The organism is Rhizobium sp. AG207R, assembly GCF_027109195.1.
GTDB lineage: Bacteria > Pseudomonadota > Alphaproteobacteria > Rhizobiales > Rhizobiaceae > Rhizobium > Rhizobium dioscoreae.
This window is the reverse complement of sequence record NZ_JAEPVT010000005.1, coordinates 93,348-115,874: the sequence shown is the minus strand read 5'-3', so window position 1 is coordinate 115,874 and position 22,527 is coordinate 93,348. Positions and strand designations below refer to the sequence as shown.

The 22,527-nt window shown below is 59.4% G+C and carries 23 protein-coding genes; 18 read left to right on the top strand and 5 right to left on the bottom strand.

Features of this window, described 5'->3' with window-relative positions; genetic code table 11:
• Positions 1 to 59: 59 nt before the first annotated feature.
• From JJQ51_RS12980 to JJQ51_RS12950, 7 genes are all read left to right on the top strand, one after another.
• Complete coding sequence (locus tag JJQ51_RS12980) at positions 60 to 2,771, top strand: sensor histidine kinase (protein WP_113329239.1); 2,712 nt, start codon at positions 60 to 62, stop codon at positions 2,769 to 2,771.
• Complete coding sequence (locus JJQ51_RS12975) at positions 2,768 to 3,460, top strand: response regulator (protein WP_069609971.1); 693 nt, start codon at positions 2,768 to 2,770, stop codon at positions 3,458 to 3,460. The genes JJQ51_RS12980 and JJQ51_RS12975 overlap by 4 nt, the downstream gene beginning before the upstream one ends.
• A gap of 99 nt (positions 3,461 to 3,559) precedes the next feature.
• Complete coding sequence (locus JJQ51_RS12970; protein WP_113350942.1) at positions 3,560 to 4,015, top strand: PTS sugar transporter subunit IIA; 456 nt, start codon at positions 3,560 to 3,562, stop codon at positions 4,013 to 4,015.
• A gap of 161 nt (positions 4,016 to 4,176) precedes the next feature.
• Positions 4,177 to 5,205 carry a sulfate ABC transporter substrate-binding protein gene (locus JJQ51_RS12965; RefSeq protein WP_113350943.1) on the top strand — a complete coding sequence of 343 codons (1,029 nt, stop codon included), beginning with the start codon at positions 4,177 to 4,179 and terminating at the stop codon, positions 5,203 to 5,205.
• Between the two features lie 6 nt (positions 5,206 to 5,211).
• Positions 5,212 to 6,069, top strand: coding sequence for a sulfate ABC transporter permease subunit CysT (gene cysT, locus JJQ51_RS12960; RefSeq protein ID WP_069609968.1), 858 nt, complete (start codon positions 5,212 to 5,214; stop codon positions 6,067 to 6,069).
• The gene (cysW, locus tag JJQ51_RS12955; RefSeq protein ID WP_113350944.1) at positions 6,059 to 6,931 is read left to right on the top strand and encodes a sulfate ABC transporter permease subunit CysW; all 873 of its coding nucleotides are present in this window, start codon (positions 6,059 to 6,061) and stop codon (positions 6,929 to 6,931) included. The genes cysT and cysW overlap by 11 nt, the downstream gene beginning before the upstream one ends.
• A gap of 11 nt (positions 6,932 to 6,942) precedes the next feature.
• A complete protein-coding gene (locus JJQ51_RS12950) occupies positions 6,943 to 7,989 on the top strand; it encodes a sulfate/molybdate ABC transporter ATP-binding protein (protein ID WP_112721908.1) in 1,047 nt (348 codons plus the stop codon).
• Positions 7,990 to 7,992: 3 nt separating this feature from the next.
• On the opposite strand, the gene JJQ51_RS12945 is transcribed toward JJQ51_RS12950, so the two are convergent.
• From JJQ51_RS12945 to JJQ51_RS12935, 3 genes are all read right to left on the bottom strand, one after another.
• Entirely contained in the window at positions 7,993 to 8,790 is a 798-nt protein-coding gene (locus tag JJQ51_RS12945) for an NAD-dependent epimerase/dehydratase family protein (RefSeq protein ID WP_113350945.1), read from the bottom strand.
• 103 nt (positions 8,791 to 8,893) lie between these two features.
• Positions 8,894 to 9,736, bottom strand: a complete 843-nt coding sequence (locus JJQ51_RS12940) for an endonuclease/exonuclease/phosphatase family protein (protein ID WP_113350946.1) — start codon at positions 9,734 to 9,736, stop codon at positions 8,894 to 8,896.
• 123 nt (positions 9,737 to 9,859) lie between these two features.
• The gene (locus JJQ51_RS12935; protein WP_113350947.1) at positions 9,860 to 11,323 is read right to left on the bottom strand and encodes a phospholipase D-like domain-containing protein; all 1,464 of its coding nucleotides are present in this window, start codon (positions 11,321 to 11,323) and stop codon (positions 9,860 to 9,862) included.
• Positions 11,324 to 11,657: 334 nt separating this feature from the next.
• Between JJQ51_RS12935 and JJQ51_RS12930 the strand changes: the two genes are divergently transcribed.
• The 5 genes from JJQ51_RS12930 to JJQ51_RS12910 all read left to right on the top strand — a co-directional run bounded on the left by JJQ51_RS12930 (position 11,658) and on the right by JJQ51_RS12910 (position 14,265).
• Complete coding sequence (locus tag JJQ51_RS12930; protein WP_112721911.1) at positions 11,658 to 11,927, top strand: DUF2934 domain-containing protein; 270 nt, start codon at positions 11,658 to 11,660, stop codon at positions 11,925 to 11,927.
• A 274-nt stretch (positions 11,928 to 12,201) separates the two neighbouring features.
• Complete coding sequence (locus JJQ51_RS12925) at positions 12,202 to 12,411, top strand: hypothetical protein (RefSeq protein ID WP_113329232.1); 210 nt, start codon at positions 12,202 to 12,204, stop codon at positions 12,409 to 12,411.
• 38 nt (positions 12,412 to 12,449) lie between these two features.
• Positions 12,450 to 12,764 carry a plasmid stabilization protein gene (locus JJQ51_RS12920; RefSeq protein WP_113350951.1) on the top strand — a complete coding sequence of 105 codons (315 nt, stop codon included), beginning with the start codon at positions 12,450 to 12,452 and terminating at the stop codon, positions 12,762 to 12,764.
• Between the two features lie 193 nt (positions 12,765 to 12,957).
• Positions 12,958 to 13,695: a glutathione S-transferase gene (locus tag JJQ51_RS12915; RefSeq protein WP_145635543.1), complete on the top strand. Its 738-nt coding sequence runs from the start codon at positions 12,958 to 12,960 to the stop codon at positions 13,693 to 13,695.
• 3 nt (positions 13,696 to 13,698) lie between these two features.
• Positions 13,699 to 14,265: a methyltransferase family protein gene (locus tag JJQ51_RS12910; RefSeq protein WP_145635545.1), complete on the top strand. Its 567-nt coding sequence runs from the start codon at positions 13,699 to 13,701 to the stop codon at positions 14,263 to 14,265.
• Between the two features lie 2 nt (positions 14,266 to 14,267).
• Here the strand turns inward: JJQ51_RS12910 and ligD are convergent, their stop codons facing one another.
• The gene (ligD, locus tag JJQ51_RS12905) at positions 14,268 to 15,161 is read right to left on the bottom strand and encodes a non-homologous end-joining DNA ligase (protein ID WP_371864880.1); all 894 of its coding nucleotides are present in this window, start codon (positions 15,159 to 15,161) and stop codon (positions 14,268 to 14,270) included.
• Between the two features lie 83 nt (positions 15,162 to 15,244).
• Positions 15,245 to 16,039, bottom strand: a complete 795-nt coding sequence (locus JJQ51_RS12900; protein ID WP_145635549.1) for an SDR family NAD(P)-dependent oxidoreductase — start codon at positions 16,037 to 16,039, stop codon at positions 15,245 to 15,247.
• Between the two features lie 354 nt (positions 16,040 to 16,393).
• On the opposite strand from JJQ51_RS12900, the gene JJQ51_RS12895 reads away from it, so the two are divergent.
• The 6 genes from JJQ51_RS12895 to JJQ51_RS12870 all read left to right on the top strand — a co-directional run bounded on the left by JJQ51_RS12895 (position 16,394) and on the right by JJQ51_RS12870 (position 22,517).
• Positions 16,394 to 16,789, top strand: a complete 396-nt coding sequence (locus tag JJQ51_RS12895; protein WP_145635551.1) for a RidA family protein — start codon at positions 16,394 to 16,396, stop codon at positions 16,787 to 16,789.
• 396 nt (positions 16,790 to 17,185) lie between these two features.
• A complete protein-coding gene (locus JJQ51_RS12890; RefSeq protein WP_145635554.1) occupies positions 17,186 to 18,877 on the top strand; it encodes an ABC transporter substrate-binding protein in 1,692 nt (563 codons plus the stop codon).
• A 22-nt stretch (positions 18,878 to 18,899) separates the two neighbouring features.
• Positions 18,900 to 19,883, top strand: coding sequence for an ABC transporter permease (locus tag JJQ51_RS12885; RefSeq protein ID WP_145319827.1), 984 nt, complete (start codon positions 18,900 to 18,902; stop codon positions 19,881 to 19,883).
• Entirely contained in the window at positions 19,880 to 20,782 is a 903-nt protein-coding gene (locus tag JJQ51_RS12880; RefSeq protein WP_145635556.1) for an ABC transporter permease, read from the top strand. Before JJQ51_RS12885 ends, JJQ51_RS12880 begins: the two co-directional genes overlap by 4 nt.
• Entirely contained in the window at positions 20,779 to 21,594 is an 816-nt protein-coding gene (locus JJQ51_RS12875; RefSeq protein WP_145635558.1) for an ABC transporter ATP-binding protein, read from the top strand. Before JJQ51_RS12880 ends, JJQ51_RS12875 begins: the two co-directional genes overlap by 4 nt.
• Entirely contained in the window at positions 21,591 to 22,517 is a 927-nt protein-coding gene (locus tag JJQ51_RS12870) for an ABC transporter ATP-binding protein (RefSeq protein WP_145635561.1), read from the top strand. Before JJQ51_RS12875 ends, JJQ51_RS12870 begins: the two co-directional genes overlap by 4 nt.
• Positions 22,518 to 22,527 lie beyond the last annotated feature (10 nt).

Sequence of the window (22,527 nt, the reverse complement as noted above, 5' to 3'; positions counted from 1 at the left end):
GTTGAAGGGGTTGAGACGGTTCGTGTCGTCTCAACCTTATCAGGAAAGACAACCAGCGAATGGCAGACGACAGCCGCGATATGTTGAGCAGGCCTTCTCCCGATGCGCTTCTCGAAAAGGCGCGGGCCGAGACGCGCGGTCGGTTGAAGATATTCCTGGGGGCGGCACCCGGCGTCGGCAAGACCTATGAGATGCTGATGTCGGGCAGGGCGAAGATCGCTGATGGCGTTGATGTCGTGGTCGGTGTCGTCGAGACCCATGGCCGCCGTGAGACACAGGCCCTGCTCGAAGGGTTCGAGATCGTTCCGCGCATCAATGTCGACTATAAGGGCAGGGCGCTCGAGGAGATGGATCTCGATGCCATCCTGAAACGCCGCCCCGACCTGGTGCTGGTCGACGAACTCGCCCATACCAATGCGCATGGCAGCCGGCATCCCAAGCGCTACCTCGATGTCAAGGAGTTGCTTGAACGCGGCATCGACGTCTACACGACGTTGAATATCCAGCATGTCGAAAGCCTGAATGACGTCGTTTCGCAGATTACCCGCATCCGTGTGCGTGAGACGGTGCCGGATTCGATCATCGACATGGCCGATGATGTCGAGATCATCGATCTGACTCCTGATGATCTCATCAAGCGGCTGCATGACGGCAAAGTCTACGTGTCGAAAACGGCCGAGCGCGCGCTGACCAACTATTTCACGCCAGGCAACCTGACGGCCTTGCGGGAGCTCGCGCTGCGTCGCACCGCCCAGCGCGTCGACGACCAGCTGCTAACCCATATGCAGGCGCATGCGATCCAGGGACCTTGGGCTGCCGGCGAGCGCGTGCTCGTTTCCATCGATCACCACCCGCGCTCGGCCGCGCTTGTGCGCTATGCCGCGCGCATGGCCGCGCGCTTGCGGGCGCCCTGGGCAGCCGTCTATGTCGAGACCAACCGCTCGATCAGTTTGAGCGAGGCGCAGCGCGACACGATCGCCGCAACGCTGCGGCTCGCTGAGCAGCTTGGTGGTGAAGCAATCACACTTCCGGGGCGGGAGGTGGCGGAGGAGCTGCTGCGCCATTCTGCCAGCAACAACGTGACGCACATCGTCATCGGTTCACCGAAAATCGGTTCCTGGCGTGATTGGTCTCGCCGCTCAGTTTCTTATGATCTCATTCGCAAGGCCGGGGACATCAGCGTCCATGTCATTTCCGGCAGCGAAGCGGATGGCGAGGCTGCAAGGCGTGGCGTCAAAGTGGCGCCCTCATCGCCGCCTTTCCAACTCCGCGGCTATGTTCTGGCAACGCTCTATGTTGCCATCGCGCTGGGCTTCTGCGTCATCCTCGATCAGGTGCTGGATGTCCGCAATCTGGCGCTCGTCTTCCTGATGGCGGTGCTGGTAAGCGCCGTGACCCAGGGTCTGCGTCCGGCACTTTATTCCTGCTTTCTCGGTGCTCTTGCCTTCAACTTCTTCTTCCTGCCGCCGCGCTATACGCTGACGATCAGCGATCCCGAAAGCGTGCTTGCCTTTTTCTTCTTCCTTGGTGTCGCGGTCATTGCGAGTAACCTGACGGCGACGGTGCAGCGCCAGGCGGCGGCGGCGCGGCAACGGGCGCGAACGACGGAAGATCTCTATCTCTTCTCCAAGAAGCTCGCCGGCACAGGCACGCTGGACGACGTTCTATGGGCAACCGCTTTCCAGCTGGCGTCGATGCTGAAACTGCGGGTAGTGCTGCTTCTTCCCGAACATGGCACGATCGCCGTCAAGGCCGGCTATCCGCCTGACGACACGCTCGACGACGCCGATATCGCGGCGGCGCGGTGGGCCTGGGAGCATAATCATGCCGCCGGCCGTGGTGCAGATACGCTACCGGGCGCCAAGCGCCTTTACGTTCCGCTCCGTACAGGTCGAACCGCCGTCGGCGTCATCGGCCTCGATAGCGACCGCCGCGACGGCCCGCTTCTGACGCCGGAGCAACAGCGGCTGCTCGATGCTCTCGCCGATCAGGCAGCTCTTGCCATCGAGCGCGTGCAGCTGGTAGCCGATGTCGACCGCGCAAAGCTGGCGGTGGAGGCCGACCGGCTGCGGTCGGCTCTGTTGACCTCGATTTCGCATGATTTGAAGACGCCGCTCGCTGCCATCCTTGGGGCGGCGGGCACCCTACGCGACTATCTGGAAACCTTGCCACACGAAGATCGCGTCGATCTTCTGTCGACCGTCATCGACGAATCCGAACGCCTCAACCGCTTCATCGCCAATCTGCTTGACATGACCAAGATCGAGTCCGGCGCGATGGAGCCGAATTATGCCCTGCATTATGGCGGCGATATCGTCGGCAGTGCGCTGCGGCGGGCGGAAAAAATCCTGGCACATCACCGCGTCGACGTGCAGATGCCGGTCGATCTGCCGATGGTGAAAGTCGATCCGGTCCTGTTCGAGCAGGTGCTGTTCAATCTGCTCGACAACGCCGCCAAATATGCGCCGGAAGGATCGGCCATTCGCCTGGAGGCCTGGGCCGATATAGACAATATCGTCTTCCGCGTGATGGACGAGGGACCGGGCATTCCGCCCGCCGACCTCGAACGCGTCTTCGATACCTTCTATCGGGTACGCAAGGGCGATCAGGTGCGCGCCGGAACCGGGCTTGGCTTGTCCATCTGCCGCGGTTTCATCGAGGCGATGGGCGGCACGATCGCCGCCGGCAACAGAACGGATCGGCAGGGGGCAGTTTTCACCATCCGCCTGCCGAAACCAACAGATGTCCCGAAGCTGGATGAACTGAAATGAACACCACTGCCGTCAAGATTCTCGTTGTCGATGACGAGCCGCCGATCCGCAAATTGCTGCGCGTGGGCCTCGGTGCCCAGGGCTACGTCGTCAATGAGGCACAGAGCGCCGCGTCAGCCCAGGCGTCGATCGATGAAGACCAGCCCGATCTGATCGTGCTTGATCTCGGTCTGCCGGATAAATCAGGCCAGGATCTGTTGCTCGGTTGGCGCGAGGATGGGGTGCAGATCCCGGTGGTCATCCTGTCAAGCCGGACCGATGAAGCCGGCATCGTCAAGGCGCTCGAAAGTGGCGCCGACGATTATGTCACCAAGCCTTTCGGCGTTAACGAGCTTGCTGCCCGCATCCGTGTGGCGCTGCGCCATCGCCTGCAGCAGCAGGGCGAGAAGGCGATTTTCCAGACCGGCGGTCTTTCCATCGATCTCGTCAAGCGTATCGTCAAGGTCGATGGCAAGGAGATCAAGCTGTCGCCGAAGGAATACGACATCCTGCGCGTGCTCGCCCAGCATGCCGGCAAGGTGCTGACGCACCAATTCCTGCTGAAGCAGATCTGGGGGCCGGCGGCCGATGTGCAGTATCTGCGCGTTTATGTGCGCCAGCTTCGGCAGAAGATCGAAGAGATTCCCGATCAGCCGCACTATATCACCACCGAGACAGGTGTCGGCTACCGGCTGCGCGAGCCGGATTGAGGCGGCGGAAATTTCGAGCCCATCATCGAGGCGATTTGGCCTCGGACTTGTGGCGATGAATGCCATTTCAGAATTTATTGCCGGACCTTGAGTGCGACCATGGACCTTTCCACGATCATTCTTCCCGAACACGTCTTTGTCGGCGTCTCCGCTCCGACGAAATGGCGGGCATTGCAGATGCTGTCGTCGAAGGCAGCCCATTGCTTTGGCCTGGACGAGGCAGTGGTCCTGCGGGCGCTGGAGACGCGCGAAAAATTGGGCACGACGGGGATCGGCAATGGCGTCGCGGTTCCGCATGCCGCCATCGCTGGCATGACGAGGCCTCGGGGACTGATGGTGCATTTTGCACATCCAGTCGATTTCGAAGCCATCGACGACATACCGACGGAATGGGCCTTCGTGCTGTTGTTCGGAGAGGGCGGCCGGGGCGACTATCTGAACGTGCTTGCCGCGATCGCGAGGCGTTTGCGTACGGAAGGCGTTCTGACAGCGATGCGGCAGACGAAGAGCGCCGACGAACTCTATTCCGTCTTTATGTCCGACACCATCCGCTGACGACGCACTCGTTGCACGTCTGGCGTCATTCGGGAATGTGATTTCACTTTTCCGGATTCTATGGGATGCTGTTCTCCGCAGTTACCGAAAACGGAAACTGCCTTCGTTACTTTATACGACCAAGTTGATAGGGTTTAAGGACAAACGAAGGGGGTGCATCCATGCAGACGATTAAGCTTTCTCGGCTTCTCGCCACCGCAATTCTGATCGGCAGTTTCTCGATCGCGGCCGTCGCGCCGACCTGGGCGGCGGACAAGACGCTTCTCAATGTTTCCTATGATCCGACTCGTGAACTCTATAAGGACTTCAACACGGCCTTTGCTGCCAAGTGGAAGAAGGATACGGGCGAAACCATCAATATCAAGGCTTCGCATGGCGGTTCCGGCGCGCAGGCTCGCTCGGTTATTGACGGCCTCGATGCCGACGTCGTGACGCTCGCCCTCGAAGGCGATATCGACGCGATCGCCAAGGCGACGCACAAGATCCCGGCCGACTGGAAGACCAAGTTCCCGAACGATTCGGTTCCCTACACCTCGACCATTGTTTTTCTGGTGCGCAAGGGCAATCCCAAAGGCATCAAGGACTGGCCGGATTTGGTCAAGGACGGCGTCGAAGTCATTACGCCGAACCCGAAGACATCAGGCGGTGCGCGTTGGAACATTCTCGCTGCCTGGGCCTGGGCGAAGCAGGCCAATGGCGGCGACGATGCCAAGGCGCAGGACTATGTCGCGCAGCTCCTGAAGCATGTCCCGGTCCTCGACACCGGCGCGCGCGGCGCGACGACGACTTTCGTCCAGCGCGGTCTTGGTGACGTTCTGCTTGCCTGGGAAAACGAGGCCTATCTCTCGCTCGACGAACTCGGCCCCGATAAATTCGAAATCGTCACGCCGTCCGTTTCGATCCGCGCCGATCCGCCGGTTGCCGTTGTCGATGGCAATGTCGATACCAAAGGTACGCGCAAGGTCGCGGAGGCCTACCTGAACTACCTGTACTCGGATGAAGGTCAGAAGATCGCTGCGAAGCACTATTACCGGCCGATTAAGCCGGAAGCGGCCGATCCGAAGGATGTCGCTCGTTTCCCGTCCCTGAAGCTCGCCACTATTGACGACTTTGGCGGATGGTCTCAAGCTCAGCCGAAATTCTTCGCTGACGGGGGCGTCTTCGATCAGATCTACAAGCCGGGACAATAAGACTGAATGCATTCTATAACCCGCAAACGGTGGCGGTTACGGCAGCCGAGCGTCATTCCGGGATTCGGATTGGCGCTCGGCGTTACCTTGGCTTGGCTCATCTTCATAGTACTCATTCCGCTGTCGGGGCTTCTCTGGAAAAGCAGTGCCCTCGGCTGGCAGAATTTCTGGGCCCTCGCGCTTGACGTGCGCACGCTCTATGCGCTGCGCATGAGCTTCGGCGGCGCCTTCATCGCCGCGCTCGTCAATGCCGTGCTCGGGCTTATTCTTGCCTGGGTGCTGGTGCGCTATCGCTTTCCGGGCAAACGCATCCTGGATGCCATGGTCGATCTGCCGTTCGCCCTGCCGACGGCCGTCGCCGGCATTGCCTTGACGACGCTATACGCGCCGAATGGCTGGATCGGTCAGTTCCTGACGCCGCTCGGCATCAAGATCGCGTTCACTCCGGTCGGCATCGTCATCGCATTGATTTTCGTCGGCCTGCCTTTCGTGGTGCGCACGGCACAGCCGGTCATGGAGGAGATCGACCGCGAAGTCGAAGAGGCTGCGGCGACCCTTGGTGCCTCGCGTTTTCAGACCATAACCCGCGTGCTGCTGCCGGGCCTCGCCCCTGCCGCTCTGACGGGCTTTGCGCTGGCATTCGCACGTGCGGCCGGCGAATACGGATCGGTCATCTTCATCGCCGGCAACAAGCCCTATGTTTCGGAAATCGCGCCGCTGCTCATCGTCATTCGCCTGGAGGAATATAATTATTCCGCAGCGACGGCGATCGCGACGGTGATGCTGTTCATTTCCTTCACCATGCTTTTGATCATCAATCTCATCCAGTCGTGGAGCAGAAGGAGATATGGCTATGGCGCATGATCTTTCTGCATCAGTCGAAACCGGTCATTCGGTCATCACCGAAAGCCGGCTTGCGCGCATCGTCTTCATACTGATCTCGCTCGCGTTCCTGACGCTGATGGTGCTTCTGCCTCTCGCCGCCGTTTTCGTCGAAGCTTTCCGCAAGGGGATCGAGACCTTCTTCGAAGCCTTGGTTGACGAGGAAACCTTCGCGGCGATCCGGCTGACATTGATCGTTGCCGGCATCAGCGTGCCGCTGAACCTCGTCTGCGGCATTGCAGCCGCCTGGGCGATCGCCAAATTCGAATTCAAGGGCAAGGCCTTGCTGACGACGCTGATCGATCTGCCCTTCTCGGTGTCGCCGGTCATATCGGGCCTGGTCTTCGTGCTGTTGTTCAATTCGAACAGCACACTCGGCCCCTGGCTGCAAAGCCATGGCATCCAGATCCTGTTTGCGGTTCCTGGGCTAGTACTGGCGACGATGTTCGTCACCTTTCCCTTCGTCGCGCGTGAATTGATCCCGCTAATGCAGGAACAGGGCAGCGCAGACGAAGAGGCGGCGCTCTCGCTCGGGGCTAATGGGTGGCAGACCTTCTGGCATGTCACGCTGCCGAACATCAAATGGGGCCTGCTTTACGGCGTGCTGCTCTGCAACGCCCGCGCCATGGGTGAGTTCGGAGCCGTTTCGGTCGTTTCGGGTCATATCCGCGGCGAAACCAACACCATGCCCCTGCAGGTCGAAATTCTTTATAACGAATATAATTTTTCGGGGGCATTCGCGGTTGCCACGCTCCTGGCCCTGCTCGCTCTTGTCACATTGATACTGAAGACGCTGCTGGAAATGCGCTATAGCGAAGAGATCGCAGCCAGCCGGCGTCACTGAAGGAATTCTTGATGGAAGTTCGCGTTCAAAACCTGCGTAAGGAATTCGGTCGCTTTCCCGCATTGCATGACGTGTCGCTGGATATCCGCTCGAGCGAATTGATTGCGCTTCTTGGTCCATCGGGCTCCGGCAAGACGACGCTGCTGCGCCTGATTGCCGGTCTCGAAACCCCGACGGAGGGACAGATCTTCTTCGGCGAAGAGGATGCGTCGCGAAAGACGGTGCAGCAGCGCAATATCGGCTTCGTGTTTCAGCACTACGCGCTGTTTCGGCATATGACGGTGCTGGACAATATCTCTTTCGGCCTGAAAGTCCGCTCGGCATCGCGTCGTCCGCCACGCGATGAAATTCGCCGGCGTGCCCTGGAGCTGTTGGAACTGGTGCAGTTGAACGGCCTGGAGAAGCGCTATCCGGCCCAGCTTTCCGGCGGCCAGCGCCAGCGCGTGGCACTGGCGCGCGCCATGGCGGTCGAGCCGAACGTGCTGCTTCTGGACGAGCCCTTCGGCGCTCTCGATGCTCAGGTCCGCAAGGACCTGCGCAAATGGCTGCGGGAAATCCACGACCGGACCGGCCATACCACCGTCTTTGTGACCCATGACCAGGAAGAGGCGCTGGAGCTCGCCGACCGCGTGGTCGTACTCAACAAGGGCGCGATCGAACAGGTCGGAACGCCGGACGAGATCTACGACTCGCCGAATTCTCCCTTCGTCTATGGCTTCATCGGCCAATCCAATCGTCTCAAGGTGCGCATCACCAGCGGCGAGATCTGGTTCGATGACAAACCGCTGGGACTCAGCACGCCGCATGAGCCCGATGGCGAAGCCTATCTCTATTTTCGACCCCACGATATCGAAATCCGTGACGGCGATGGCGGCGCGATCGCGGGTCTGCTCGTTGCCAGCAGGCGCGTGGCAGGCACTCGCCATCTTGAAATCAACATCGGTGCCGAGCACGATCCCATCGAGATCGAACTGCCGCCGAACAAGGCGGATGCCTTGGATCGCAACCGCATCGCCTTCAGACCGACACGCTGGAAGCTCTTTCGCAACGGTGTCTGACGATCAGTCCTCGGGGTGAGCGGCAGAAGCAAAGCCGCCGCCCTGATAGACGATTGCGGGATCATTCGGATCCTCAGCGGGTGTTTTCGACAGAATTTCGGCGCGCCAAGGAGCCGCACTATCGCGCGGCTTCCAGCCAAGAAAGGCAGCGTTGCTGTTGTCCCACCATTGTTCGTCATTGTCCGAGACGCCGTAGACGATCGTATGGCCGAGGCGCGGGGCGTTGAAGGCGCAATCGCAAAGCGAGACGAAATCCCCGATGCTGAACCACGTGGCGAGCATGCGCGTGCTGCGCGGCTCGGGAAAGCACGAGCCGATGCGTACCGAAAGCGTTTCCTGGCCGAACTTGTCGAAGTAGAGGCTCGCAACGGCCTCACCGAACACCTTTGAGACGCCATAGAGCGAATCCGGCCGGGTCGGCACCTTGTTGTCGATCCGCTCATCCCGCCGGTAGAAGCCGATCGTGTGATTGGAGCTCGCAAAGACGATACGCGGCTTGCCGGCGGCGCGCGCGGCCTCATAGAGATTGTAGAGGCCGAGGATATTGCCCTGCAGGATCAGATCGAAGGGTTTTTCCACCGATATCCCCCCGAGATGGATGATACCATCAACACCTTTCACTATCGCATCGACGCCGCTGCGGTCGGCGAGGTCGCAGGCGACGAAACGCTCGTTCGGGCGCAGGTCGCTTATCGGCGCGAGGTCTGACAAAAGGACGTTCTCGGCGATCTGCGACAGAAGCGGCCGGATTGCCTGGCCAACACCGCCGGCGGCGCCGGTCAGCAACAGAGTTTTCAGCATGATTGTCTCCCGGATCGGTCATTTCGGCGGAGAGCCTATAAGATGGTCCTCCGCCCGTCATCACATATATCGGTGGGATCAACATGAAGTATGTCGATAACGTCTAGGCAGTCTGTGAATGCGTCCGAGCGTCGATGTCGAGCACTTCCAGGCTGACCACGGCCTTGATGGGCAGGTGATCGGAAGCCACGCGTGCCAGCGGCGAGTCATGCACTTCGACTGCGGAGATCATGCCGCGGCGGTTTGCCATGATGCGGTCGAGCGCCAGAAGCGGCAGTGTCGAGGGAAAGCTCGGTACGGCAGGCGGTAGCGGTCCGAACGCGTTCTGGATGGTATTGAGAGATGAGCGGTCGCCAAGGCGCCATTCGTTGAGATCGCCCAGCAGGATGGTCGGCGTCTCGCTGCCGTCGTTCATGAGGTCGACGATCAGACGCGTCTGCTGCGCGCGCGAGCGATGCAGCAGGCCGAGATGCGCCGCGATGATCCTGAGGCTTCCGCCACGAGCCAATTCCAGTTCAGCGATCAAGGCGCCGCGCGGTTCAAGCCCTGGCAGATTGATCTGGTGAACGTCGCGAACCGTGCCCTGTTTGAAAAGAACCACATTGCCGTGCCAGCCATGCGCCTTGGTGACGCCGGAAATCGGCACCGGGATGAGGCCTGTCTCGCGTTCGAGCCGGCGCAGATCGAGAATGCCCGTGCGTTCTCCAAAACGCGTATCGGCTTCCTGCAGACCGATGATATCGGCATCGATTTCATGGATGACGCGGCTCGTTCTTTCCGGATCGAAGCGGCGGTCGGCGCCGACGCATTTGTGGACATTGTAGGAAGCGATCAACGTGCCGTCCGGGCGGTCCGGCTTGCTGCCGGCCGGTGTGGGGCGCGATTTCTTTCGGTTCTTCAGGCTTTCCAGAATGCTCGCACGGAGACTTTCTTTCTTTTTTCGCATCTATCCGTCGACCGTTCCTTGATCAGATCATGTCGGGCACGTGGGACAGAGTATAAGAAGCGATTGTTGGCGTTGTCATGTAAAAAGGCTGCGACAAAGGCAGATAGTCTTTCGTTGCAGTCGTCAGAGATAGGGGGAGCCAAGCCACAGCACCTTTTCGATAAGCCGTACGACAAACGGCCGCGCCCTGAGCTTTTCGAGGTCTACCGGATGTGCAGTTTCCAGGATCGCGCCGATATGATCGTCGATCGTGCTCGCAAAGCCGCGATCGAGTACCTCGAGATCCACTTCGAAATTGAGCCGCAGGGAGCGCGGATCGAGATTGGATGAGCCGACATAGGCCCAGATACCGTCGATGGACAAAAGCTTGGAATGGTTGAAGGCGCCTTCGGCGCGCCAGATGCGGCAATAGTTCTTCAGCATCTGGTCGAATTGCGCCGTCATGGCCCGGTCGACGAGTACCAGATTGTTGGCTGTCGGCACGACGATATCGACTTCGACGCCACGCCGGGCCGCCGTCACCAGCGCACTGATCAACTCGCGATCCGGCAGGAAATAGGGCGACATGATTCGGATGGATTTGTGCGCCACCGACAGCGCGCCGATGAGCATCTTGTGATTGGTCTCGACGCTGCGATCCGGGCCGGAGGCAACCACCCGCATGAAAACGGGCGCTCCAGGCTCGTTGGAGGGCGCGGCAATTCGCCATTCCTCGCCATTCAGGACTTCGCCTGTGGTGAAGCGCCAATCCTCGGCTGCCGTATTGAAGAGATCGGCGACTGCAGGTCCCGTCACGCAGAAATGCATGTCGCGAGCGCTGTGCTCGTGCGCGAATTCGCGCGTGAAACCCTGACGGATATTCATGCCGCCGGTAAAGGCAATTCGCCCGTCTATGCTGAGGATCTTTCGGTGGGTACGCAGGTTGGCGTAGGGCAACCGGAGACCGATGATGACGTTGCCATTGAAGACGTCGACCTGCACGCCGCCTTCGCGCAGATAGCCCATGATGCTCGGCACGGAGTAGCGGGCGCCGACAGCATCGATGAGTACACGCGTGCTGACACCGCGTTTGGTCGCAGCAATCAGGGAATCGGCGATGCGGAGGCCGATCGGGTCGCGATCGAAGATGTAGGTTTCCATCAGGATGCTGCGCTCGGCGCCGTCGATTGCAGCCTTCATCGCGGCATAGGCAACGTCGCCGTTCGTCAGCATCTCGATGGTGTTGCCGGTGCTCATCATATAGCGAACGACGCGGTCGCCGAGCGTCTTCATAGAACCGAAACGATCGCCGAACCGCCGGCGCACCTCGCCGCCATCGGCGTCGAAGCTGGAGAGCTCGCCATTCGCATCCTTGCGAAAGAGCGCGTCGCGCTGCGAGCTGAGGGAGGCCCGGCGGATGCGATTGATGCCGGCGACAGCATAGAGGACGGCACCGATGATGGGCGACAGGATGATGACGCCGACCCAGCCGATCGCGGCGCGGACATCTTCTTTGGTCATGGCTGCATGGATTGCAGCGGCCGCCCCCATCACAATGGACAGGACGGCGAGAATTTGGCCCCAATGGGCAGCCACGAGGTCGATCATGATGCAAGTATATCCTTGCCCGCAAAAGCTGCAATGAGTGGGCCGGCGATCGTCAAGATGTCATCAATAGCGGTGCGAAACTTCATCTTATTAGATAATTTTAATTGAACCCTGTTCTGACCAGCATCATACTTAGGTTGCTTCGGCTGCTTCGCTACCGTCCCCCACGGTAACTTCTGTTTCTCGTTCGAAGCGCCACTGCGGTTCGACAGTCGAGATCGAAGAACGCTAGCCATAGCGTCTTGGCTGCTCGGGGGAGGCATCAAAGCCCGCGTTTCAAGAACGGGCATCGTTCATCAAAACCTTGTTCAATGATGCGAACGGAGAACAGCAGATGTTGGAATCTCGGGACGAATGGATCAAGAAGCGCGCATACGCCATATGGGAAGAGGAAGGCCATCCTTCCGGTCGCGACGTCGAGCACTGGGCGCAGGCGAGCAGTGAGCGCATCGCGCTTGAGAAAACGGCAGCAGACGGCGGCGCGATCGACATCAAGCCCAAGGCGAAGCGCAAGACGGCGGTCGCCGCGGCGGCTGTTGCCGAGGAAAAATTGGCTAAGCCAGCAAAGAAGATATCGAAGAAGGGTGTAGCCGCGAAGGTGTAGGACGCGTCAGCTTTAGGAGTGTGGCGGAGATGAGGGCGGCTCGATGGCAACATCGGGCCGTCTCTCTTTTCGAGATGGTAGCTGGCGGAATATTCGCAATAATTTCGGTGATTTGGCTCTCATCCGCGAAATAGTTGTCACACATTGATGCTACAGATTGTGAAGGGAGCTCAGCAATGTGTGGCAGCTATATCGATGATGTGGAAATGACGGTTGCGGCGATTGTCGCAGCGCAGTGGCCTTTGTGGCTTGCCGCTAGATTGGAGCTGGTGGGATGACATCACTCCTCGTGCTCGCTGCGCTGTATCTTCTGACGGCCTTGGTCCTCATTCTGATCATCGATCGCTCGGTCGGCGTCTTTTTCCCTGCCTCTGCCAAGCAGCGTGTCGCTGTGCGGCATGGTCGGCGCTTCTGGATACTCCCGAGCAATCTGCTATCCGGCAATCGCAATTCTTCAGGCCAAATCTCGGAACCTTTTCCCTGACGACGGGTTGCTCTTCCTTCCCAGCAAGGAGAAAGATCATGCCCCGAGGAGATAAATCCGCCTATACCGACAAGCAGAAGCGCAAGGCCGAACATATCGAGGAAGGCTACGAAGACCGCGGCGTTTCGCACGCAGAGGCGGAGCGGCGTGCCTGGGCGACCGTAAACAAGGAAAGCGGCGGCGGTAAGAAGTCAGGCTCCGGTCGCGGCCATTCCGAAAACCACGAATCGTCCGAAAAGGGCGGGAGGATCGGCGGACGCGCCGCTGCAAGCCGACCCGCTGCGGAGCGCTCCGCCTCTGCAAAAAAGGCGGCTGCGACGCGTAAACGCCACGAGCACAACACACATTCCTAGGCCATCGGTGAGAACTGGATGCGATCGTCGAGATCCATTCGGCCGTCGCTATGAAGTTCATAAGGTTTCCGGTGCATATGCCTGCGCCTGTAATCGTCGATTGCCTCTTACCTTTCGCGATGTCGACGCTAAATTGCAGTCTTGCGGCGATCATTGCAGCGGATTGCTCTCAATATCGGGGAGATGAAACCGAATGGCCTATGAACTCTACTATTGGGATGGCATTCAGGGGCGCGGCGAATTCGTTCGGCTGGCGCTGGAGGAAGCCGGTGCAGACTATGTCGATGTTTGTCGTGCTCCTGCAGGCAGGGGGCAGGGTATGCCCGCCATGTTCGCCATCATGGAGGGTAAATCTGAACTCGGTCTCCCATTTGCCCCACCGTTTCTGAAGGACGGTGATCTCATTATTCCGCATGTGGCGAATATCCTGATGTATCTCGGGCCGAAGCTGGGTCTGGCGCCGAGGGACGAGGGAAGGCGCCATGTGTTGAACGGGCTGCAGTTGACGATCACCGATCTCGTCGCCGAGGTACACGACACGCACCACCCGATCGCGACGTCGAAATATTACGAGGATCAGAAGCAAGAGGCCAAGGCGCGGGCTGCAGAATTCATCGAAAACCGCATTCCCAAGTTCCTCGGTTATTTCGAGAAAGTGCTTCAGCAAAACCCCGAAGGATCGAGCCATATCTTCGGCGGAGAATTGACCTATGTCGATCTTTCGCTGTTTCAGGTCTATGAGGGTCTGCGCTATGCCTTCCCCCGCGCGACGGCACATCTGGATCGCCGATATCCGCATCTGACCGCGCTGCACAGAGCTGTCATGAAACGGCCCAACATTGCTCGCTATCTTCAGTCCGATCGCCGCATTCCCTTCAATGAGAGCGGCATTTTCCGACACTATCCGGAACTTGACAGAGATATGGCGTGAGCGATGCTCATCTATCAATTCATTCCCGCATGCTGGATCGCCTGGCTACTGATCTGGCTTTTCGCTTCATTCAGCGTCAAGAGGAGCGTGCGGCAGGAGGATCCGTTGTCGCGGCTTGGCAATACCGTGCCGATCTGGATCGGCGCTTTCCTTCTTGTCGTCAATCCATCCTGGCTGGGTCCCTTGCGGTTACGCCTCATCCCACAGGATCTCACATCCTATGCGATTGGCGCGGTTCTGACCTTCATCGGTCTCGTTTTCGCTGTCTGGGCTCGCTATCATATTGGGCGCAACTGGAGCGGGGTAATCACTCTCAAGGAGGATCACGCGCTCATCCGCTCCGGTCCTTATGCGCTTGTGCGGCACCCGATCTATTCCGGTCTGATGCTGGCCATTATCGGCTCGGCAATTGCGCGCGGTGACATCGCGGCCGTCCTTGCGATCATCGCGGTGCTCTATGCCGTATTGCGTCGCGTGCAAATCGAGGAGAGCTGGATGAACGAGACGTTCGGCTCGGCCTATGCCGATTATAAGGCCAGCACGCCCGCGCTGGTCCCGTTTCTGGTGTAACGTCAGACCTCGAGAGGCGATGCCGCCTTGAAGAAATCGGCCCAGGGATCCGTGCTCGATTGGTCGAGGCGCGATGCCGCATTCTTGACGGTAAAGGAAGCAGGCCCGATCTTGCCGTCCAATTCTTCCCAGCTGACCGGCATCGAAACGGCAGCGCCCTTTCTGGCGCGTGTCGAATAGGGTGCCACGGCTGTGTTGCCGCGGCCGTTGCGCAGATAATCGATGAAGATATGGCCCGCCCGCTTCGCCTTGCTGGCGACCGACAAATACGTCTCCGGGCTATCGGCACTCATGGCGTGGGCGATTGCCTCGGCGGCATCCTTGACGTGCGGCCAGGTCGCCTGCGGCTTGACGGATGCAACCACATGCAATCCCTTGCCGCCTGACGTTTTGACGAAGGATGTTAGTCCCAGGGTGGCGAACTGCTCCCTGATCTCCTTCGCTGCAGTCACGACCTCACTCCATGCGACATCCTCCCCGGGGTCGAGATCCATGATGATCATGTCGGGCTTTTCCCAATGATCCGTCGTCGTGCCCCAAGGGTGAATTTCCAGCGCCGCGGATTGGACAAGAGCTGCCAGGCCATCGAAATCCCCAATCTTCAGAAGCTTCGCAGCGTCCTTATCTTCTGGATCGGCAATTTCCTGGATATGCGGATTGATGCCCTTCCAGGCATGTTTCTGGAAGAAGCGTGGTCCATCGATGCCATCCGGACACCGCAGGAGGGCGAGGGGACGGTTGACGACGAAAGGCGCCATTCTACGCCAGGCCAATGCGTAGTAATCAAGAAGGTCTTGCTTGCTGACCTCGTCGCCGGGCCAATAGATCCGTTCCGGATGGGTCAATTCCACCAACGTTTCAATGCCGTCATGAATGGGCGTCTTTGCCATCTGCATGCGCTCCATCTTCCTCGACGCGAAGGCGCCGTGCCGGACAAGACTAGCATTGCCCGCCACACAAAGCGACCGCGGGCCACTTCTCACGGCATGAGCTGGCCGCCATTGACCTCGATGATCTGGCCGGTAATGTAGCCAGAAAGAGTGGGAGAGGCGAGAAAGAGGTAGGCGCCAACGCAATCTTCCGGCGTGCCCACGAATCCCATGGGGATCGTCTTGCGCTGCAGCTCCATCTGCTCGTCATTGGTATAGCGCTCGTGGAAAGGCGTTGCGATGACGCCGGGTGCGACGGCGTTGACGCGGATCTTGTCGTTGACGAATTCCTTGGCATGGCCATGGGTAATGGTCGAGACGAACCCTTTGGAGGCCGCATAGAGGATCGCGCCGTTGCCGCCGCCATTGCGTGCGGCAATGGAGGTCGTGTTGATGACGAAACCGCCCTGTTTTTTCAGGTGAGGATGAGCGGCGCGGGTCGCCGCAAGCACGGAGCGTGCATTGAGGTTCATCACCCGCTCATAATGCTCATCCGTCATTTCGGCGGTCGGAAGACGCCCGAGCATGCCGCCGGCATTATTGATCAGGCCATCGAGGCCTCCGAAAGCTTCGGCTGCGTCCTTGACCACACGTTCGGTCTCGCCATCTCGGGAGACATCGCCCTGGATGAGATGCACAGTTCCGCCGCCAGCCTTGATTTCATCGGCCAGTTTTTCCGCCGGTTCGCGGCTTGCATTGAAGTGGAGGCCGATCTTCATGCCCTGGGCGGCAAGGGCGCGCGCGACGGCAGCGCCAATACCGGTCGAGGCGCCCGTTATCAGCACTCTTTTGCCGGCAAGATCGGGAATGCGGATGGACGCAAGCGATTGCGCGAGTTCTGTCATGACGACTCCTCCTGAACGTCAACCAATCATACGACGAAATATGTCTTTGTCTTATCAGGCTCCGGGGCAGAAAGGCAATCATGCCAGGCGCGACAAAAGGACGAGATGAGATTTCGTGGAGGAAGCGTCCGTAATCTGCGGAAAATAAAAGAGTTTTTCTTGCATTTGAAGTTAAGGTTTCGATCGAAGTCGCAGATGCATTGCTCCACACCCATCTCGCAAACGGACAAAACGATCTGGCGTGGCGCCGCTGCGACAGATAAGGAAGCTACCAGGAGAGTCGAACGCGTGCGCCTGTTCCGATGAAACGATGGCGACCGCGGCTTTCAGCAACAGGGAAAGACTGAGGATATCATGAGCAAGAACAAGCTGATCCGTTTCGACGTCGCCGACAATCAGGCTGGCGGCCAGCGCCGCCCCTTCGCCAAGGCCGTCAGGGCAGGCGATTTCGTCTACGTCTCGGGCCAGGTTCCGACCATCAACGGTGAAATCGTTGCGGGCAATATCGTCACTCAGGCCGAGCAGGTCATCGCCAATATCAAGGATGTCCTTGCCCTTGCCGATTGCACGCTCGAGCATGTGGTGAAAGTGAATGTGTGGCTGGATGACGCTCGCGATTTCTCGAGCTTCAACGCCGTCTTCGAAAAGCATTTTATCGATCATCCGCCAGCCCGCTCGACCGTTCAGTCGCCCATGATGGTGGATGTCAAAGTCGAAATGGATGTGGTCGCCTACAAGCCGCTCGACTGAGCAAACGCTGATTTCGCTTCGATTGCGGTGCGGCCAGAACTGCATCGCAATCAATCCCGCGTCCATGTGCAATGGCGCGTCCAGATGATCAATCTCCCGAATATTTGCTCTTAAATGCACAAGCCGGCAGGGTGCCTGTTTCGGTATTGTGGATAAGCGCACGCTTTTTCGCGCTTGCGGCTCCGTATGATCGCAACTGCAAACGTGCCACTGCGCCGTAGCTTCCGATATCTCCTCGCAATTTCCGGTAGCGGCGGTGTGGGTGCCGACATCCGCGGCAGCCCTTCAGACCTCAAAATCAATGCCTGTTGATTTCCAATCAGCGATTGACGAGTTTCAAAACTCACGATTAAATCAATTTGATTGACTACTCTAAAACAGCAAGAGGGGCTGGAAATGAGAATGAGGAAAAAGTCATTGCGCAATCTATTTCAGCGGACATCACTGGCAGCGGCGGCGCTCAGCGCTTCGCTGGCACTTAGTGCGGGTATCGCCTCCGCGGCTGAATCCGTACTGACGATGCATATCGAGGAGCAGACCAGCTGGGTCAGCAACTTCAATCCGTTCGATCTGGCCGGTCGTCGCCAGAGCACGATGGATTTCATCTACGAGCCGTTGGTCATCTTCAACGCCAATGATGGCGGCAAGCCCGTCTGGCGCCTGGCGACAAGCTACAAGTTCTCCGACGATCTCAAGTCGATCACCTACGATCTGCGCCCCGGCGTGAAGTGGTCGGATGGTCAGCCGCTGACCTCCGCAGACGTCAAGTACACGATCGACCTGATGCTGAAGAACCCGGCCGTCGATACCGTCGGTGTCGGTCAGACGGTCGCCTCCGTCGAAGCGCCGTCGCCAACGCAGGTGACGATCAAGCTCAAGGCTGTGAATTCCGAATTCCCTGAATCGCTCGCCGATCTCGCCGTCGTACCCGAGCATATCTGGAAAGACGTTGCCGATCCGGTCGCTTTTAAGAACGAGAAGCCCGTCGGTTCCGGCCCGATGACCGAGGTCCGCCGCTTTACGCCGCAAGTCTACGAGCAGTGCCGCAATCCGAACTACTGGGATGCCGCGTCGCTGCATGTCGACTGCCTGCGTCTGCCGCAGATTTCGGGTAATGACCAGATGCTGGCGCTGCTGCCGGAAGGCACCGTGGACTGGATCGGCTCGTTCCTGCCGCAGATCGACAAGACCTTCGTCGCGCTCGACCCGCAGCATAATGGTTACTGGCAGCCGCCGGCTGAAACCGTTGCCTTCGAGATGAACTTCAAATCCACGAATGCCGGCAATCTCGAAGCTTTCAAGGACCTCAACTTCCGTCATGCCTTCAGCCTGGCGATGGACCGCAAGTCGATGGTCGATATTGCCGGCTTCGGTTATCCGGTCGTCAACCTGCATGCCAGCGGCCTGCCGCCGCGCTTCGAGAGCTGGCGCAATAAGGCTGCCGAGGGCGATAAGGACGCCTTCATGGGCTTCGACACCGAAAAGGCAAACAAGATCCTCGACGATGCCGGCTACAAGAAGGGTGCCGATGGTTTCCGCACCACGCCGAGCGGCAAGCCGATCACCTTCGCGGTCATCGTACCGAACGGCTGGACTGACTGGATCGACGCAGTGCAGATCGCCGTCGAAGGGCTGCGCGCCGCAGGCATCAACGCCTCGGTTGCCACGCCCGAATACGAGCAGTGGCGCAAGCAGCTTCTCGACGGCAGCTTCGATGTCGTCATGAACTCGCGTGCCGACAGTGCAACGCCGTTCCAGGGCTATTATCAGAGCCTGTCGACGGCCTATGCCGGTAAGCTTACCGTCGCCGCGGCGCGCTATTCCAACCCGAAGCTTGATGCGCTCTTCGATCAATATCTGAAGTCTTCTTCTGATGAGGATCACAAGAAGATCTTCAACGACATTCAGGTTCTAATCGCCGATGACTTCCCGGTCGTTCCCGTCTTCAACGGTCCGACCTGGTACCAATATTCCAGCAAGCGTTTCACCGGTTGGGTCACGGACAAGGATCCGGTGATGAACCCGGAAAACCACGACAACAACCGCATGCGTCTCATGCATCTGCTGCGTCTGAAGCCGGTCCAATAAGACCACAGCGAAGGAAGCAGAGATGCGTGTTTCAAGCCGGCGCCTCGGCGTCTATGCGGTGGCCTTGGCCTTCGCGATCGTCGTGAATTTCATTCTTCCCCGGCTTATGCCGGGGAGCCCCGTCGATGCCATGGTCGCGCAACTCGGGCCGCGGGCTACACCCGCGGCGGTGGAGGCGATCAAGGCGCGTTTCGGCGAGATCGATCAGCCGATCATGATGCAGTTCCTCGACTATCTCAAAGGCCTTGCCACCTTCGATCTTGGCGTTTCGGTCAAATATTACCCTCAGACGGTGGTCCAGGTGCTGAGCCGGGCGACGCTGTGGACCATCTTCCTGGTGGTTACGGCGATCATATTTTCGCTGTGCGTCGGCGTCGTGCTCGGCGCCATCGCGGCCTGGAGACGCGGCGGGCGGTTCGATACGATCGTATCGCCTTTCGCAGTCATCCTGTTCTCGATACCGCCCGTCATTGTCGCGCTCACGACCCTGTTCATCTTCGCGGTGTCACTGCGCTGGTTCCCGGTGGGATATGCCTACGATCCCAATCTCGATCCGGGCTTTAATTTCACCTTCGTGGGCAGCGTGTTCATGCACGCGATCCTGCCGGTTCTGACGCTATCGCCTTTCCTGATCGGCGAGTTTCAGACGACGATGCGCTCATCCATGATCGTCGTGCTCGGCGAGGATTACGTGACGATGGGGCGGGCCAAGGGGCTGAGCAATCTCGCCGTCATGTTCGGCTATGGCGCGCGCAATGCGCTTCTGCCTGTGCTCACCAACCTCGCGCTGATGCTCGGCGCCGTTTTCGGCGGCTCGATCGTCACCGAGATCGTCTTCAACTATCCAGGCCTCGGCCTGACGCTGTTTACCGCCAGCGTGGCGCGCGACTATCCTGTGATCCAGGGGCAATTGCTGCTGATGACACTCGCAACCCTCGGCGCCAATTTCCTCGTCGACATCATCTACGGTCTCGTCGATCCGCGATTAAGGGAGGCAGGCCGATGAGCTTCTCGTTCCGATCCATCTTCAGCCAGAAGAAGGCGCTTGTCGGCTTCATCATCGTCGCGGCGCTATGCCTGATGGCAATCTTAGCGCCGGTCATTGCTCCAGGCGAACCCGGCGCTCGCGTCGGTCGGTCGCATCAGCCGCCATCTGTCGAACATGTCTTCGGCACGACAAAGATGGGCCGCGACGTCTACAAACAATTTGTCTGGGGCGCCAGAAGCTCGCTTTCCGTCGGCTTTGCCACGGGTATCGCGATTACCGTGCTCGGCACCGCCATCGGCCTCATCGCCGGCTATACCGGCGGCAAGACGGACGCGGCGCTCGACCTTGCTACCAATGCCGTGCTAGTCATCCCGAACATGCCGCTCCTGATCCTGCTTGCCTCCTTCGCGGGCACGGTCGGGCCGATGACAATCATGACCATCATTGCGCTGACATCCTGGCCATGGGGCGCACGCATGACGCGTTCGCAAACGATGGCGCTGCGCAACCGTGATTTCGTTACTGCAGCCAAAATGATCGGCGAACCGGCCTGGCGCATCATCTTTGTCGAAATCCTGCCGAACCTGACGCCGCTCATCGGCATCAACCTGGTCGGCAGCATCATCTACGCGATCGTCGCCCAGACCACGCTCGAATATCTCGGCTTCGGCGATCCGCTAAAGGTCACGTGGGGTACCATGCTTTATAACGCCCAGAATGCCTCGGCCATCATGGTCGGCGCCTGGTGGGATATCGGCGTGCCGGCCATCGGTATCGCACTGACGGGGCTTGGTCTCGCGCTGATCAATTTCACCTTCGACGAAATCGCCAATCCGCAATTGCGTTCCGGCCCGGCCTTGACCCGCTGGTTCCGCCTGACGCGTGCCCGCAACCGCATGATGAGGGCCGAGCAATGAGCGAAAACCTGCTTGAGATCGAACATCTCAATATCGACTATCTGCTCGATAAGGGCGATTTCCGGGCGGTGAAGGATGTATCCTTCAATATCGGCCGCGGCGAGATTTTCGGCCTAGCCGGCGAATCCGGCTGCGGCAAGAGCACGATCGCCTATGCGATCACGCGGCTATCGAAGGCGCCGGCCTGGGTCAGTGGCGGAAGCATCCGGCTCGACGGGCAGGACCTGCTGAAGATGCCGGAAGGCGAGTTGCAGAAGATCCGCTGGAAGCGCATCGGCATGGTGTTCCAGAGCGCCATGAATTCGCTCAATCCGCTAATGCGGGTAGAGGCGCAGTTCCACGACGTCCTGCATCGCCATACCGGCTGCTCACGCCAGGAATCGCGTGCGCGGGCCGAGGAGATGTTCAAGCTGGTCGGCATTCCCGCGCATCGCGTCGGCGATTATCCGCACCAGTTTTCCGGCGGCATGCGTCAGCGCATCGTCATCGCCATCTGCCTGGCGCTGCGTCCTGAACTCATCATCATGGATGAACCGACGACGGCGCTCGATGTCGTCGTGCAGCGTGAGATTCTGGAGCAGGTTCTCGACCTGCAGCAGACCTATGGTTTCTCGGTGCTCTTCATTACCCATGACCTGCATCTGATGGCTCAGCTTTGCCATCGCATCGGCGTGATGCTGAAAGGCGAATTGGTTGAGGTCGGCGATGTCGCCCAGGTCAGTCAGTCGCCCATCCATGAGTACACGCGCAAGCTCTGGAATGCCATCCCGCAGCTTCCGGCCAGCGCCCACCCCTCCGGAGTTTTCGCATGAAGCCGCAGATACAGGCCGTAACTGCAGAACCCGTCATCCGGCTCGATGATATCCAGCGCCATTTCGGCCCGGTACACGCATTGAAGAGCGTCTCTTTCTCGCTGTTTGCGGGACGGGCGCTGGCATTGGTCGGCGAATCCGGCTGCGGCAAGACCACCTGCGCCCGCATCATCGCCCGGCTCGACAAGCCGACGGCCGGCAGGCTGCAGTTTCGTGGGCAGGATCGCACGGCGCGAGGGTCGGGCAGGGAAGAGCGGATGTACCGTAAGGACGTCCAGATGGTCTTCCAGGATCCGTTCTCATCGCTCAACCCGGCCTTTACCATCAATCATCACATCGCAAGGCCGCTGCAATTGCACGGTCAGGACAAGCCGAAGGCCGAGCGGGACGAGGATATAGCGAAGCTACTCGAAAGCGTCGGGCTCGATCCTTCGGTGACGCGTCAGAAATTCCCGCACGAACTCTCCGGCGGCCAGCGTCAGCGCGTCAATATCGCCCGTGCGCTAGCGGTCTCTCCGAGCGTGCTGGTGGCGGATGAGCCGACCTCGATGCTTGATGTCTCGATCCGCAAGGACATTCTCGATCTGCTGGCGCGGGTAAAGCGGGAAAACGATCTCGCCATGCTCTACATCACCCATGATATCGCAACGGCGGCTCATGTTGCGGAAGAGATCGTCGTGATGTTTGCTGGCCAGATGGTCGAGTGGGGCGAGACCAATGCCGTGCTCGCCGATCCGAAGCATCCCTATACGCAGCTTCTGCTTTCGGCTGTGCCGGACGGCGGCCGCAGGTTCGTGACCGGTGGCAGTGCCCGCTTCTTGGAGCAGGCGGAGAGGATCCGCGCGCTCAGCCGTCCGATCTCGACGGTGGTCGAGGAGGTCGGCCCCAATCATTTCATGCGTGCGCTGGTCGCATCGAATTAGGAGGAATTCC